Here is a 14,003-nt window from a genome sequence, read left to right as displayed (position 1 = left end):
GCTGTTTAGCAATCGTAGTGAAAGGTGCTGTCGGGAGACGAGAGCGGGTTGCGCAGCGATTCGAGCGTGAAGTCGACGTCCAGTTCAGGCCAGTGAATGCGGGTCGAGCTGACGTATTTGACGCGGCAGATTTGCGGGACGGTCGCGTGTTCGAAACAGGGAAACTCGACGAACGGCAAATACAATTCTTCATCGCCGCACTTGATCCAGAAGCCATGGCTGTTAATGCTGGTGACTTTTGCCGATTTCAAGAAAATGCCTAACATGTAAACCCCTCCAAAGCGAAACCCGACCACGCGGCGCGTACCGGTTACAAAAATTAACAGCTACGCCAGTGTGTGGTTTGACATAGAACAAACAACAAACAAACAAACTGAGCAGTTACTTGCGTCCGCTGGAGATCAGGTAATTTTGCATCTGTGCTTCGGAGACCGATGCCCACATATTCTGGTCCTGGCGGAACCGCTTCCACGGCACGTAGATCTTGTTAAATTTGGCGTTCTTCGACGCCTCTTTCTCCATCACCTGGTTCGAAAACCGGTAGGCCGCATCCATGATGGGCTTGGAAAAATAATTCAGCTTGGCGCCGGCCTTGAGCAGGCGCGCGAGCGCTGCCGGATTCTTGGCGTCGTACTCGGCCTGCATGACGACGTGGGCTTCGTAGCTGGCCGCTTCAATGGCCGCCTTGTATTGCTTGGGCAGCTTTTCCCATTCCTTGATATTGACGTAGAACGACAGCTGCGGCCCCGCTTCCCACCAGCCCGGCGTGTAGTAATACGGCGCCACCTTGGCCAGGCCCAGCTTTTCATCGTCGTACGGGCCCACCCATTCGGCCGCGTCGATCGTGCCTTTTTCGAGCGCCGGGTAGACGTCGGCGCCGGCGATTTGCTGCGGCACCGCGCCCATGCGCTCCATCACGCGCCCAGCCAGGCCGGCGATGCGGATTTTGAGCCCCTTGACGTCGTCGAGCGTCTTGACGGGTTTGCGGTACCAGCCGCCCATCTGGGTTCCGGTATTGCCGCCCAGGAAATTGACGATGCCGTAGCCGCGGAAAAACTCACGCATCAGCTCACGCCCACCACCCTGGTCGAACCACGCCGTTTGCTGGCGCGACGTCAGCCCGAACGGCATGGCCGTATCAAACGAAAAACTGGCGTCCTTGCCGTAGTAATAGTAAGACGCGGTATGGCCCATTTCGACCGTGCCGGCCTGCACGGCGTCCATCACTTGCAGGCCCGGGACGATTTCGCCGCCGGCGAACACGCGGATCTGGAAGCGCCCACCGGTCAGCAGCGCCACGCGCCGGGTGAAGGTGTCGGCCGCGCCGAAAATCGTGTCCAGCGTTTTAGGAAAACTGGACGCCAAACGCCACTGGATGGTCGGCAGCGCCTGCGCCAGCGCCGGTGCGGCAACCACGCCCACGCCTGCCCCGGCGGCCGCCTTGGTAAGGAAAGAACGACGCTGCATCTGACCTCCAGCCAATGTTGTTAAATTTTCGTATTTACTAAAGGTGACAATTGTACCGTTAGTGAACAGGAAAGCGTACGCCTTATTTACTGCAACATTTATTGTCGAAAACCAATTGACACTTACCCAAGGGCGCAGCCCCCTGCGTCATCGAACTGTCACATGTTTGTCGGCACAAACTGTTGTTTTAATGTGCAAACGACAGCATCAAAGGCTATGATAATGCCTCGGCCATGCCGCATTTCCCCTTCCATCGACCCCAAGGACACACAATGTCTATCAAGATCAGCAGCCAGTTCGACGCCGGCGCCATCGACGTCGTCAGCGCCACCAGCGCCGGCGCCATCGACCTGAACATCCGCAAGGATTCGCACGCCGACATCACCCAGTGGTTTTATTTCCGCCTGCAAGGCGCGCAGGGCGAGGCGTGCACAATCCGCTTCCTGAACGCGGGCAAGACGGCCTATCCGGACGGCTGGAACGATTACCAGGCCATGGCCAGTTACGACCGCGTGAGCTGGTTCCGGGTCCCGACCAGCTTTGACGGCGAAGTCATGACGATTACCCACACGCCGGAAATGGACAGCGTCTACTACGCCTATTTCGAGCCGTATTCCTGGGAGCGCCACCTTGAACTGCTGGACCGCGCGCAACTCTCCGAGCAGGTGCGCATGCTCGACCTGGGCAGCACAGTCGACGGGCACGACATCAATGCGCTGGTCATCGGCAACCCGCAGGCGGCGAAAAAAGTGTGGGTCATCGCGCGCCAGCACCCGGGCGAAACGATGGCCGAATGGTTCGTCGAAGGCATGCTCGACGCCCTGCTCGACCCGGCCGACGGCTATGGCCGCCAGTGCCTCAAGGAGGCGGTGTTTTACGTGGTGCCGAACATGAATCCGGACGGCTCGGTGCGCGGCAACCTGCGCACCAACGCCGCCGGCGCCAACCTGAACCGCGAGTGGAACACGCCGAGCATGGCGCGCAGCCCGGAAGTATTCGTGGTCAAGAACAAGATGCTCGAGACGGGTTGCGACCTGTTTCTCGACGTGCACGGCGACGAAGGCTTGCCGTATGTGTTTGTGGCCGGCAGCGCCGCCCTGCCCACCTTCACGTCCGAGCAGGCGGCGGCGGAAAAGCTGTTTTCCGACCTGTTCAAGGTCGCCAGTCCGGACTTCCAGGACCAGCACGGCTATGGCGACGCGCCCTACACGCCCGAAACCCTCACCATGGGCTCGCCGCACATCACGCACGCATTTGGCTGCCTGTCGCTCACGCTCGAGCTGCCGTTCAAGGACAACGCCAACGACCCGGATCCGCACTGCGGCTGGGATGGCGCGCGCAGCGCACGCCTGGGCGCGTCGGTATTGCAAGCCATCGTGCAGTTCCTTAAGGCAAACAAGTAATCGTAGGAAACGTACTGCGGCGAAAAGCTTATTCATGAGAAAATATTTCATGACCAATTTTTCGCACCAGTACAGCAACTTTGACGGCCCCGGCGCGGTGCGCGCCTGCTTGCGCAGCATCGACTGGCAAGCCTGCCCGCTTGGGCCGCCGGCAGCGTGGCCGAGCGAACTGTCGGCCGTCGTCAACCTCATGCTCAATTCGCGCTTTCCTATGTTTGTCGCGTGGGGGCCCAAACTGATTTTCCTCTACAACGACGACTACGCCACCATCATGGGCGACAAGCACCCGGGTGGCCTGGGCCAGCGTTTCGAGCAGGTGTGGGGCGAGATCTGGCCAGTCATCGCGCCGATTGCCGCCGACGCCATGGCCGGGCGCTCCAGCTACTTTGAAGACTTGCCGCTGATGATCAAGCGCGACGCCAGCGTGCAGCGTGCCTGGTTCACGTTCTCGTATTCGCCCGTGGCAGGTTCCGGCGGCGGGGTCGGAGGGATCTATTGCGCGGTGGTGGAAACGACCGCCAATGTCGAAGCGCGCCAGGTGCAAGCGTTCCAGCTGCACCTGTCCGACACCTTGCGCGCGCTCACCTCGAGCGAGGCGATTGTCGCTGCAGCCAGCGAAAGCCTGGGCCGCGCCACCCAGGTCGCGCGCGTGCTGTATGCCGAAGTGGACGACGAGCGCGGCACCTTTTATATCCGGCGCGACTGGCTGGCCAAGGGCGCGCTCAGCGTGGCGGGCGAAATCCGCCGGCTTGACGACTTCGGCCCGCAGGTGATCGCGCGCCTGCGCGCGGGCCACCCGATTGCCGTGGCCGACGTGTTCACCGATGTTTTCACCGCGCCTTTCGCCAGCGCCTATCGGGCGATGGGCGTTGGCGCCATGGTCTCGGTGCCGCTGGTCAAAGGGGGCAAACTGATTGCGATTTTGTCGATGCACAGCGACGTTGCGCGCGCCTGGCACGACAGCGACGTGCGGATGGCGCAAGAGATGGCCGAGCGCACCTGGTCGGCGGTTGAAAGCGCGCAGGCGCAAGGCCAACTGCGCGAGTCGAACCAGCGCAAGGATGAATTTTTGGCGATGCTCGCGCACGAATTGCGCAACCCGCTCGCGCCCATTTCGGCCGCCGCCGAACTGATGGAACGCTCGCCCCAGGACGCGGAGCGCGTGCGCCGCACCAGCGCCGTGATCAGCCGCCAGGTGCGCCACATGACGGGGCTGGTGGACGACTTGCTCGACGTGTCGCGCGTGACGCGCGGCCAAGTCACGCTCAACCAGGCGCCGCAAGACATGAAGAACGTGGTGGCCAGCGCCGTGGAGCAGGTGCGCCCCTTGATCGGCGCGCGCAACCACCGGCTCACGCTGGAGCTGCCGCCGGAGACGGCGCAGGTGCTGGGCGACGAGACGCGGCTGGTCCAGGTGATCACCAATTTACTCAACAACGCGGCCAAGTACACGCCCGAGGGCGGCCATGTGCGCCTGACGATGGCGACCGAGCCGTCGCAGGTGATCGTGCGCGTCATCGACGACGGCATTGGCATTGCGCCCGAGCTGCAAACGCGCGTGTTCGACCTGTTCGCGCAGGCCGAGCGCACCTCCGACCGGTCGCAGGGCGGGTTGGGACTGGGACTGGCGCTGGTCAAGAGCCTGGTCGCGCTGCACGGCGGGCAGGTCAGCTGTTTTTCGGAAGGCGCCAACTGCGGCAGCAGTTTTTCGCTGCGCCTGCCGCGCTTTGAGGCCTTGCCCGAGCCGGTCGAGCGGCGCAAGCATCCGCGGCTGGAAGCGGCCGACGCGAATGAACGCATCATGATTGTTGACGACAATGCGGACGCGGCCACGATGCTGGGCATGCTGCTTGAAGCGTCGGGGCATGAGGTGATGGTGGAGAACAGGTCGCTGGCGGGACTGAAGCTGGCCACCGAGGCGCTGCCGGCGATCTGCATTCTCGACATCGGGCTGCCGGATATGGACGGTTATGAATTGGCGCGCCGTTTGCGCGAAGTGCGCGGGCTGGAGCGCGCGTTGCTGATCGCGGTGACCGGGTATGGTCAGGAAAGCGACCGCCAGCGCGCGTTCGCGGCGGGGTTCGATCATCACATGGTCAAGCCGGTCGATGCGCAAAAGCTGCTGCGCATCGTGGCCGGGCACAGTGTGTTGGCGGGAGTGTAGAAGGGGCAGCCGCGCCTTCACTACATCGTGATAGCAAAATGACCGGGTAGGTCGGAAAAGGGCGAAGCCCGCATTCCGACAAGCGCCGCCGAGACGCATGGCGGAATGCGGCCTACGGCCTTTTCCGCCCTACGTGACGAGGATCGCGGCGAGGTAAGGCTTATTTGCGGCCGGCGCTGATCAGGTATTGCTGCATGGTGGCTTCAGACACCGACGCCCACATGTTCTGATCTTGGCGGAAACGCTGCCACGGTTCGTACACTTTCTTGAACTTGGCGTTCTTGGCCGCTTCTTCAGCCATCACGTCGATTGCCGCCTTGTGGCAGCCAGCCATGATGTCTTTCGAGAACGTGCGCAGCTTGACGCCGTTTTTCAGCAGCCGCGCCAGCGCCGCCGGGTTCTTGGCGTCGTATTCAGCCTGCATCACGACGTGCGCTTCGTAGGTCGCCACTTCCAGCGCCGCCTGGTATTCCTTCGGCAGTTTTTCCCATTCCTTTACGCCCACGTAAAACGAGAAACTCGCGCCGGCTTCCCACCAGCCCGGCGCGTAGTAGTACGGCGCCACCTTGTACAGGCCCAGCTTTTCATCGTCGTACGGGCCGACCCACTCGGCCGCGTCGATGGTGCCTTTTTCCAGCGCCGGATAGATGTCGCCGCCCGCCAGCTGCTGCGGCACCAGGCCCAAGCGTTCCATGACCTTGCCGGCAAAGCCGCCCACGCGCATCTTGGTGCCCTTCAGGTCGGCCACGGTCTTGATCTCCTTGCGGAACCAGCCACCCATCTGCGTGCCGGAATTGCCGCCCAAGAAGTTGACGATGCCGTAGCCCTTGAAAAAGTCGCGCATCAATTCCTTGCCGCCGCCCTGCTCGTACCACGCGGTATGCTGGCGCGACGTGAGGCCGAACGGCACCGCGCAATCGAAGGCGAACGTGGCGTCCTTGCCGAAATAGTAGTACGACGCGCTGTGGCCCATTTCCACCGTACCGGCCTGCACCGCATCCATCACTTGCAAGCCGGGGACGATTTCGCCCGCAGCGAACACACGGATGTTGAACTTGCCGCCGGTCAGTTGCGAGACGCGCTTGGTGAGCGTGTCCGACGCGCCGAAGATGGTGTCCAGCGTTTTGGGAAAGCTGCTGGCCAGGCGCCAGTTGATGGTGGGATTGGCTTGCGCAATGCTGGGGGCGGCGATGATGCCGGCCGAGGCGCCGACGGCAGCCTTGGTGATGAAGGAACGGCGTTGCATGTAGAAGTCTCCGTGTTGTTGTGGTTGCCCGGCCTAGTGTATGTTTGACTGGGCAACCATGCAACGATTTTAACTCCCGCCGACCACCATCTTTTCGATCAGGATGGAACCGGTGACCTTGCTACCGCGCGTCAAAACGTCGTTGCCGACCGCAACGATCTGCTGGAACATGTCTTTCATGTTGCCGGCGATGGTGATTTCCTCGACCGGATACTGGATTTCGCCATTCTCGACCCAAAAGCCGGAGGCGCCGCGCGAGTAGTCGCCGGTGACGTAGTTGGTGCCCTGCCCCATCAGTTCGGTCACCAGCAGGCCGCGGCCCATCTTGCGCAGCATGCCGGCGAAGTCGTCGCTGCGTTTGGTGGCGGATGAGGACAGCGTGAGGCCATGCGCGCCGCCAGCGTTGCCGGTGGTTTGCATGCCCAGCTTGCGCGCCGAGTACGACGACAGGAAGTAACCTTGCACTACGCCGTCCTGGACCACATTGCGGCGCACGGTGCGCACGCCTTCTTCGTCAAACGGGGCGGCGCCCACGCCGCCAACAACATGCGGGTCTTCCAGGATCTGGATGTGGGGCGCAAAGGCGGCCGTGCCGAGCGAATCGAGCAGGAAGCTGGACTTGCGGTACAGCGAGCCGCCCGACACCGCCTGCACAAAAGCGCCCAGCAAGCCGGCGGCCAGCGGCGCTTCGAACAGTACCGGGCAGGTGCGGGTGTCAAGTTTGCGCGCATTCAGGCGCGCCAGCGCGCGCTCGGCGGCGTAGCGGCCCACGTGCTCCGGGTCGGCCATGTTGCGCGCGTCGCGCACCGAGGTGTACCAGTCGTCGCGCTGCATTTTGGCGCCCTTGCCGGCAATGGGCGCGACCGACAGGGTGTGGCGCGAGAACGGATAGCCGCCGATGAAGCCGCGCGAATTGGCCGCCACAAAATGGGACTGCTGCGCGTGCACGCTGGCGCCTTCGGAATTGGTGATGCGTTTATCCACGCCAAAGGCGGCAGCTTCGGCGCGCTGGGCCAGCGCCACCGCCTGCTCGGTCGTCACTTGCCAGGGGTAGCACAGGCGCAGGTCGCGCGGGGCCATCTCGAGCATGTCGGCGTCGGCCAGGCCCGCGCAGTCGTCTTCGGCCGTGAAGCGGGCAATGTTGTAGGCCGCCTCCACTGTGGCGCGCAGGGCAGCGGTGGAAAAGTCGGAGGTGCTGGCATTGCCGCGCTTTTGGCCGCTGTAGACCGTCACGCCCATGCCCTTGTCCTTGTTTTGCTCGATCGTCTCGATCTGACCCTTGCGCACCGAGACCGACAGGCCGCTGCCTTCGCTGATTTCGACCGCGCAATCGGTGCCGCCGATCTGCCTGGCAAAGGCCAGCACGTCGCGCGCCAGCTCTCTGAGCTGATCCTGGGTATGGATGAAAACGGATTCGGTCATGGGTGTTTTCTTCGACTGTGCGGTTAAAAGGGTATGATAGCAGTCGTTTACAGTTTTCACCGGTCGGCCTTGCGCCTATCGGATCTATATCATGCCAAATCCTAATCGCGGTGCCTGCGGGTTCCAATCCTCCGAATTCGAACAAGAGTACGAGCGGCCTTCCAAGTCCGAACTCAAGCGCCAGATGAGCGACTTGCAAAAGCTGGGCGAAGAGCTGGTCGCCGAAGCGCGCGACCGCGTCAAGCGCGTACCGATGCCGGAGGACGTGCGCGATGCGATTCTGATGTGCCAGACGATTACCAATCACGAGGGCCGCCGGCGCCAGATGCAGTTCGTCGGCAAAAAAATGCGCACCCTCGACGAAGCTGAAATTGCCGTCATCCAGCAGACCATCGACAGCTGGAAAGGCATGTCCAAGGCCGACACCGCCGCCCTGCATGCGCTCGAGCGCCGCCGCGACAAGCTGCTGGCCGACGACAAGGCGCTCACCGTCTTGCTGGCCGAGCATCCGGAACTGGACGTGCAGCACCTGCGCACGCTGATCCGCAATGCGCGCAAGGAGCAGGCCGAGAACAAGCCGCCCAAGGCCTATCGCGAAATTTACCAGATCCTCAAGGACCTGGCCAAGAAGGGCAAGGCCGGCGCAGCATCTGCGGCCGCAACCGACGCCGACGCCGAGCTTGACGATGACGAGTCCGGCGATGCCTGATTTGGCCGGCGGCGTGACGGCCGAACCGGTGGCCGAACTGGTGATCGGCCTGGTGTCGGTCTCGGACCGCGCCAGCGCCGGCGTCTATCAAGACCAGGGCTTGCCGGCGCTGGCCGACTGGCTGGCCGCCGCCCTCGCCTCGCCCTACCGCATCGAACAGCGATTGATTGCCGACGAGCGCGCGCAGATCGAAGCGACGCTGATCGAACTGGTGGACGTGGCCCGGTGCGACCTGGTCTTGACCACCGGCGGCACCGGACCTTCGCGGCGCGACGTGACGCCCGAGGCGACGCTGGCCGTGGGGACGCGCGACATGCCCGGCTTCGGCGAGCAGATGCGCCAGATCAGCCTGCAGTTCGTGCCGACCGCGATCCTGTCGCGCCAGACGGCGGTGATCCGCGAGATCGACGGCCACGCGGCGCTGATCATGAATCTGCCCGGGCAGCCCAAGGCCATCAAGGAAACGCTTGAAGGTTCGAAGGACGCCGACGGCAAGCAAATCGTACCGGGCATTTTTGCCGCCGTGCCGTATTGCGTGGACCTGATCGGCGGTCCGTACATCGACACCCATGCTGCCGTGTGCAAGGCGTTCCGGCCCAAGTCGGCGCTGAAAGCGCAGATAAGCGCGCAGTCTACCAATTGAAAAACATGAGCCAACTACTCGACAATATTGAAGTGGAAAGCGCGCCCAATCCGACGGTCGCGATCATCTGGATGCACGGCCTGGGCGCCGATGGCAACGACTTCGTGCCGTTGGTCAAAGAGCTCGACCTGGCCGGTCTGCCGGCGATCCGTTTCGTGTTCCCGCATGCGCAGACCATGCCCGTGACGGTGAACGGCGGCTATGTGATGCGAGCCTGGTACGACATCATGGGGCAGGATCTGGTCAAGCGCGAAGATGAAAAGGGGCTGCGCGCGTCGCAATTGCAGGTCGAGGCGCTGATTGCGCGCGAGAAGGAACGCGGCATTCCAGCGGGCCGGATTATCCTGGCCGGGTTCTCGCAAGGTTGTGCGATGGCCTTGCAGACCGGCTTGCGCCATCCCGAAAAACTGGCCGGACTGATGTGCCTGTCGGGGTATGTGCCGCTCGCGGCCAACCTGTCCAATGAGCGGCATGACGCCAGCGTGGCCACCCCGATCTTCATGGTGCACGGCGTGCAGGATGGTGTGATTCCGATTGCCCGCGCGGAGCAGTCGCGCGACTTGCTCAAGGCGCTTGGCTACCAGGTCGAGTGGCACGAATACATGATGCAGCACTCGCTGTGCCAGGAAGAAGTCGACGATATCGGCGCCTGGCTTAAAAAAGTATTGTTGGCCTGATTAAAAACGTAGGGCGGAAAAGCGATCGCGCATTCCGCCATGCCGGCGTTACGAAGGCGCACCCGTCGGCGGAATGCGCTTCGCTTTTCCGCCCTACGATGAACACTTACACTGAAAGCAGCAAATGAAAAAAACCGGAATGGCAAAGAGCGACGCCAAAAAATTGATGGGCAAGATGGCAGCTCCCGGCGCCGCCGTATTTGGCAACGCGGGCAACGCCGGCAACGCCGACAACGCCGTCGTCGACCGCAAGGAATTGCGCGAGCGCGAACGCGCCCTGGGCCTGGTCCCATTTGCCGTCAAGCTCAATGCAGACCTGGTCAAGCAGCTGCAGGAACACGCCAAAACGGCCGGCGTCGACTTGAACGAAGCCGTTGCCAGCCTGCTCGTCAAAGGCCTGGCCTCGTAAGCCGCGCTTGAAAACCATCGTCCTTGGCGGCTATGGGAACTTTGGCAGCCGCATCTGCCGCGCGCTGGCCAACTGGCCGGGGATCGAGCTGGTCGTCGCCGGGCGCAGCGGCGTCAAGGCGGCCGCGCTGGCCGCCGAATGCGACGCCGCTTCGGCCGTCATCGACATCACCGACGAACACCTCGGGCGCACACTGACCGCGCTCGGCGCCGAGCTCGTCATCCATACCGCAGGTCCGTTCCAGGAACAAGGCTACGCCGTGGCGCTGGCCAGCGCTGCGGCGGGCGCCCATTACATCGACCTGGCCGACGGACGGCGTTTCGTGTGCGATTTTGCGGCCACGCTGGACCCATGGTTCCGGCGCCAGGGCCGCAAGGCCGTCACCGGCGCCAGCACCGTGCCCGCCCTGTCGTCGGCGGTCATCGATCACCTCACCCAGGGCTGGCGCAGCGTCAGCGAGATTGACTACTGCATCGCGCCGGCGCAAACGGCGCCGCGCGGGATCGCCACGATGGCCAGCGTGCTCAGTTACTGCGGTGCGCCAATCGAAGTCTGGCACGGCGGGCGATGGGAGACGCAGTACGGGTGGTGCGCACCGAGCCGGGTGCAGTTCGCGCGTCTCAAGCCGCGCATCGGGGCGCTGTGCGACATTCCGGACCTTGAGCTGTTCCCTGCGTATTACAAGGGCGTGCAGTCGGTGATGTTTCGGGCCGCGCTGGAAGTGGGCGTCAGCCAGCGGGCTCTAGCAGTCATCGGGGCCTTGCGGCGCTGGGGGGTGATTTCCAGGCCTGAAGGCCTGGCTGGCTTCATGGACCGCGCCGCCGATCTGCTGGACCCGTTCGGCAGCGCGCTGGGCGGCATGGTGGTGCGCGTGCGCGGGGTCGATGGCGCGGGCGTGGCCGCTTCCCTGGCATGGCACATTGCGGCCGACGACGACAACGGTCCCGAGATCCCGTGCATGCCGGCGATCCTGCTGGCGCGCCGGCTGGCGGCGGGGGCGCCGTTCGAGGCGGGTGCGTTCACCAGCATCAGCCAGCTGACGCTGGCCGAGTTTGAACCGGAGTTTGCAAAATGGAATATGGTGAGCGAGATTGTCGCCAATAACGATGCATTGAAAGGGGAATGAGATGGCCAAGAAAGAAGAACTGGACGAAGAAACACTGGCATTGATTCACTGGTGTATCGAGGTGGAAGGTTTTCTGGTGAAGGGCGGCGCCACGGTCAAGCAGGCGCAGGATCATATTGAAGAGCAGGTCGAGTGGTTTACCGACCAGTTTTATGATGGGTTGACGCCTGAGGAAGCGGCCAAGGAAGCGCTGGCTTAGCAGCGTCGTCCTCGCGGACGGCTTGGCACTGCGAAGGGCTGTACACCGTAGGCCGTAGGTCGGAAAAGCGCAGCGCATTCCGACATTGCCAGCGTCAATGTGACGCATGCAGTGTCGGAATGCGCTGCGCTTTTCCGACCTACGGGGTAGCTAACTTTTTTTCGATTGCCGGCAGATGGGGCGGCCCTTATAGGACTCCTCATCGATTATTTGCTTTCCACACGGGAAATATCAAAAGTCCCCGGTCCTTCTCAGATTATTGTCAACTGTCAATAATTTCGAGCGAGGAACGTCATGAGCCGCATCATGCACCGCAGGCTGGGGGACAAGCCGCCGGTCGCCATCAGCGCGCAGGGAATGCTGGTGCGCGACAGTCTCGGCAACACCTATATCGACGCTTGCGGCGGCGCGACCGTCTCCACGCTCGGCCACGGCCACCCCGATATCCTGACCGCGATCCACCGCCAGATCGACCGCAACGCCTACGCCCATTCCGCCTTTTTCACTACCGACGTGGCCGAGGAACTGGCCGAGCGCCTGGTAGCGGGCGCCCCCGAGGGCTTGAGCGAAGTCTACCTGGTCTCCGGCGGCTCCGAGGCGATGGAGACCGCCCTCAAGCTGGCGCGCCAGTATTTTGTCGAGAGCGGTGCCAGCGAGCGCACCGTGTTCATCGCGCGCCGCCAGAGCTACCATGGCAATACGCTGGGCGCGCTGGCCGTGGGCGACAGCGCCTGGAGCCGCCACCAGTTCGCGCCGCTGCTGATGGACGTGCCGCGCGTGGCCCCGTGCTACGAATACCGCGACCGCGCCGAAGGCCAGTCGCGCGAGGATTACACGCTCGCGCTGCTGCAGGAACTCGAAGCGGCGATCCTGGCGGCCGGGCCGGGAAAGGTGATCGGCTTTTGCGCCGAGCCGGTGGTTGGCGCCACCGGCGGTGCGATCGCGCCCACGGCCGGCTACTTTCGCGGTGTGCGCACGCTGTGCGACAAGTACGGCATTTTGCTGATCGCCGACGAGGTCATGTGCGGCATGGGCCGCACCGGCACCATGCACGCGCTCGAACAAGATGGCATCTCGCCCGACATCGCCGTCATCGGCAATGGCCTGGGCGCCGGCTACCAGCCGATCGGCGCGGTGCTGGCACGCGGCGCGCTGGTCGAGCGTTTGCGCAGCGGCAGCGGCGTGTTCCAGAACGGCCACGCCTACACCGGCCATCCGGTGGCTGCGGCGGCGGCGCTGGCCGTGCAAAAGGTGATCGAACGCGACGACCTGCTGGCGGCCGTACGCCAGCGCGGCGAGGCGCTGCGCCGCATGCTGCGCGACGCCTTTGGCAGCCACGAGTACGTCGGCGATATTCGCGGCCGCGGCCTGTTCATGGCGCTCGAACTGGTGCGCGACCGGGTGTCGCAAGCGCCTTTCGATCCCGCGCTCAAGGTGCACGCGCTGATCAAAAAGCAGGCCATGGCGCGCGGCTTGATGGTGTATCCGGGCGGCGGCACGATCGATGGTCTGCATGGCGACCACGTCTTGATCGCGCCGCCTTTTATCGCCACCGATGCCGACCTGTCGGAGATCGTGTCGCGCCTCGCCGACGCGATCAACGCGGCGTTGCCGGGAGCTAAGCTTAAGCCGCAGCCGGGGTGGTAGCGTGCTCTGCGGCCCCCGCCGGCGGTGAGTCGACTACAATGCCTGTTCTTGTCGCGTGTGTGCATTCATCGCATTCATCGCATTCGTCGCATTCGTCGCATTCGTCGCACTCGTCGCGTTCGTCGCCTGCAAGGCCCTTGCATGATCGAGCGCGATTGTCGACAAGACGAAAGCGCCCATTGATGTATCCCAAAGAGTATTTTGTTGAGCAATTCGCCGACCTCGACACCGAGGCCTTGCTCTTCAAACTGTCCGGTGACTTAGCCGATAACGCACGCGACGCCGTCGTGACATTGCTGGGACAACGCGGCATCACGGCAGGCCAGCTCGACGCCCGAACCAAGGCGACGCAAAAGGCCAACATCCGGCGTCCCCGGGGCACGATCGAGTGCGATTATTGCGGTAACAGTGCAAAGAAAAAACCACTTTTCGACCAGGGGCAACAGTTTTGCTCGGCAGACTGCCTGCATGCCGCGCGCATCAGCGAAGCGGCAGTCGACCTCAGCGCGGGGCAGATCGGCGCGCGGGCGCTGGCAATGCGCTCTGGTGCCTGCCCCGACTGCGGCTCATCCGAAAGCGTGATTGAAATTCGTTATCATTACCGCGTGGTGTCCGCCCTTTACTTCACCAGCTATCAACGGAAAAGCCGCTTTTGCTGCGTTGCCTGCGGGCGCAAACAGAATTTCAAGTCTTTCCTGTTTACCTTTTTCTTGGGGTGGTGGGGCGTGCCCTTCGGGCTGATCATGACGCCAACGTATTTGATCGCCAACCTTGGCGAGCTGCGGGAGCAGCGTTCGGGAGGAGAACCGTCCGAAGACCTTGTAAGGCTTGCCAAGTTTCAACTTGCGGAAAAAGCCTACCGCTTGAATTACCGCTGATCACGCCGCCCGT

The 14,003-nt window shown here is 63.1% G+C and carries 14 protein-coding genes; 10 read left to right on the top strand and 4 right to left on the bottom strand.

The genetic code is table 11. From position 1 onward, the window contains the following. Positions 1-5: 5 nt before the first annotated feature. Together ACP7D4_RS10355 and ACP7D4_RS10350 are read right to left on the bottom strand one after the other, a co-directional pair. On the bottom strand, positions 6-266 hold the full coding sequence (locus ACP7D4_RS10355; RefSeq protein ID WP_426208980.1) for a DUF2442 domain-containing protein: 261 nt from the start codon (positions 264-266) through the stop codon (positions 6-8). 115 nt (positions 267-381) lie between these two features. Continuing rightward, on the bottom strand, positions 382-1,467 hold the full coding sequence (locus tag ACP7D4_RS10350) for a TRAP transporter substrate-binding protein (RefSeq protein ID WP_426208978.1): 1,086 nt from the start codon (positions 1,465-1,467) through the stop codon (positions 382-384). A 272-nt stretch (positions 1,468-1,739) separates the two neighbouring features. Here ACP7D4_RS10350 and ACP7D4_RS10345 point away from each other — a divergent pair, with 272 nt between their 5' ends. Together ACP7D4_RS10345 and ACP7D4_RS10340 are read left to right on the top strand one after the other, a co-directional pair. Next, positions 1,740-2,870 carry a M14 family metallopeptidase gene (locus ACP7D4_RS10345; protein WP_426208976.1) on the top strand — a complete coding sequence of 377 codons (1,131 nt, stop codon included), beginning with the start codon at positions 1,740-1,742 and terminating at the stop codon, positions 2,868-2,870. A 49-nt stretch (positions 2,871-2,919) separates the two neighbouring features. Then, positions 2,920-5,034, top strand: coding sequence for a hybrid sensor histidine kinase/response regulator (locus tag ACP7D4_RS10340; RefSeq protein ID WP_426208975.1), 2,115 nt, complete (start codon positions 2,920-2,922; stop codon positions 5,032-5,034). A 160-nt stretch (positions 5,035-5,194) separates the two neighbouring features. Here the strand turns inward: ACP7D4_RS10340 and ACP7D4_RS10335 are convergent, their stop codons facing one another. Both ACP7D4_RS10335 and pmbA read right to left on the bottom strand, forming a co-directional pair. Further along, positions 5,195-6,280 (bottom strand): TRAP transporter substrate-binding protein, encoded by a 1,086-nt coding sequence (locus tag ACP7D4_RS10335; RefSeq protein WP_426104153.1) that lies wholly within the window; start codon positions 6,278-6,280, stop codon positions 5,195-5,197. Positions 6,281-6,349: 69 nt separating this feature from the next. Beyond that, complete coding sequence (gene pmbA, locus ACP7D4_RS10330; protein ID WP_426208973.1) at positions 6,350-7,702, bottom strand: metalloprotease PmbA; 1,353 nt, start codon at positions 7,700-7,702, stop codon at positions 6,350-6,352. A gap of 91 nt (positions 7,703-7,793) precedes the next feature. Between pmbA and yjgA the strand changes: the two genes are divergently transcribed. The 8 genes from yjgA to ACP7D4_RS10290 all read left to right on the top strand — a co-directional run bounded on the left by yjgA (position 7,794) and on the right by ACP7D4_RS10290 (position 13,990). Next, a complete protein-coding gene (gene yjgA / locus ACP7D4_RS10325; RefSeq protein ID WP_426104151.1) occupies positions 7,794-8,411 on the top strand; it encodes a ribosome biogenesis factor YjgA in 618 nt (205 codons plus the stop codon). Next, on the top strand, positions 8,404-9,054 hold the full coding sequence (mog, locus tag ACP7D4_RS10320) for a molybdopterin adenylyltransferase (RefSeq protein WP_426104150.1): 651 nt from the start codon (positions 8,404-8,406) through the stop codon (positions 9,052-9,054). Before yjgA ends, mog begins: the two co-directional genes overlap by 8 nt. 5 nt (positions 9,055-9,059) lie before the next feature. Then, on the top strand, positions 9,060-9,731 hold the full coding sequence (locus ACP7D4_RS10315) for an alpha/beta hydrolase (protein ID WP_426208971.1): 672 nt from the start codon (positions 9,060-9,062) through the stop codon (positions 9,729-9,731). A gap of 124 nt (positions 9,732-9,855) precedes the next feature. After that, positions 9,856-10,140, top strand: coding sequence for a hypothetical protein (locus ACP7D4_RS10310; protein ID WP_426208969.1), 285 nt, complete (start codon positions 9,856-9,858; stop codon positions 10,138-10,140). Between the two features lie 7 nt (positions 10,141-10,147). Further along, positions 10,148-11,266 (top strand): saccharopine dehydrogenase NADP-binding domain-containing protein, encoded by a 1,119-nt coding sequence (locus ACP7D4_RS10305; protein WP_426208968.1) that lies wholly within the window; start codon positions 10,148-10,150, stop codon positions 11,264-11,266. Between the two features lies 1 nt (position 11,267). Next, positions 11,268-11,465: a hypothetical protein gene (locus tag ACP7D4_RS10300; protein ID WP_426104146.1), complete on the top strand. Its 198-nt coding sequence runs from the start codon at positions 11,268-11,270 to the stop codon at positions 11,463-11,465. 294 nt (positions 11,466-11,759) lie between these two features. Continuing rightward, complete coding sequence (locus ACP7D4_RS10295) at positions 11,760-13,112, top strand: aspartate aminotransferase family protein (protein ID WP_426208966.1); 1,353 nt, start codon at positions 11,760-11,762, stop codon at positions 13,110-13,112. A gap of 182 nt (positions 13,113-13,294) precedes the next feature. After that, positions 13,295-13,990: a hypothetical protein gene (locus ACP7D4_RS10290; RefSeq protein WP_426208965.1), complete on the top strand. Its 696-nt coding sequence runs from the start codon at positions 13,295-13,297 to the stop codon at positions 13,988-13,990. Positions 13,991-14,003 lie beyond the last annotated feature (13 nt).

Source organism: Massilia sp. TWP1-3-3, assembly GCF_049897805.1.
Taxonomy (GTDB): Bacteria; Pseudomonadota; Gammaproteobacteria; order Burkholderiales; family Burkholderiaceae_D; genus Telluria_A.
This window is presented reverse-complemented; position numbering and strand designations above follow the sequence as displayed.

Excerpts from the sequence above, each read along its gene's own strand:
- ACP7D4_RS10350 (WP_426208978.1), bottom strand. The coding sequence starts at position 1,467 with ATGCAGCGTCGTTCTTTCCTTACCAAGGCGGCCGCCGGGGCAGGCGTG.
- ACP7D4_RS10310 (WP_426208969.1), top strand. The coding sequence starts at position 9,856 with ATGAAAAAAACCGGAATGGCAAAGAGCGACGCCAAAAAATTGATGGGC.
- ACP7D4_RS10315 (WP_426208971.1), top strand. The coding sequence starts at position 9,060 with ATGAGCCAACTACTCGACAATATTGAAGTGGAAAGCGCGCCCAATCCG.
- ACP7D4_RS10355 (WP_426208980.1), bottom strand. The coding sequence starts at position 266 with ATGTTAGGCATTTTCTTGAAATCGGCAAAAGTCACCAGCATTAACAGC.
- ACP7D4_RS10335 (WP_426104153.1), bottom strand. The coding sequence starts at position 6,280 with ATGCAACGCCGTTCCTTCATCACCAAGGCTGCCGTCGGCGCCTCGGCC.
- ACP7D4_RS10345 (WP_426208976.1), top strand. The coding sequence starts at position 1,740 with ATGTCTATCAAGATCAGCAGCCAGTTCGACGCCGGCGCCATCGACGTC.
- ACP7D4_RS10295 (WP_426208966.1), top strand. The coding sequence starts at position 11,760 with ATGAGCCGCATCATGCACCGCAGGCTGGGGGACAAGCCGCCGGTCGCC.
- mog (WP_426104150.1), top strand. The coding sequence starts at position 8,404 with ATGCCTGATTTGGCCGGCGGCGTGACGGCCGAACCGGTGGCCGAACTG.
- ACP7D4_RS10340 (WP_426208975.1), top strand. The coding sequence starts at position 2,920 with ATGACCAATTTTTCGCACCAGTACAGCAACTTTGACGGCCCCGGCGCG.
- ACP7D4_RS10290 (WP_426208965.1), top strand. The coding sequence starts at position 13,295 with ATGTATCCCAAAGAGTATTTTGTTGAGCAATTCGCCGACCTCGACACC.
- ACP7D4_RS10300 (WP_426104146.1), top strand. The coding sequence starts at position 11,268 with ATGGCCAAGAAAGAAGAACTGGACGAAGAAACACTGGCATTGATTCAC.
- pmbA (WP_426208973.1), bottom strand. The coding sequence starts at position 7,702 with ATGACCGAATCCGTTTTCATCCATACCCAGGATCAGCTCAGAGAGCTG.
- yjgA (WP_426104151.1), top strand. The coding sequence starts at position 7,794 with ATGCCAAATCCTAATCGCGGTGCCTGCGGGTTCCAATCCTCCGAATTC.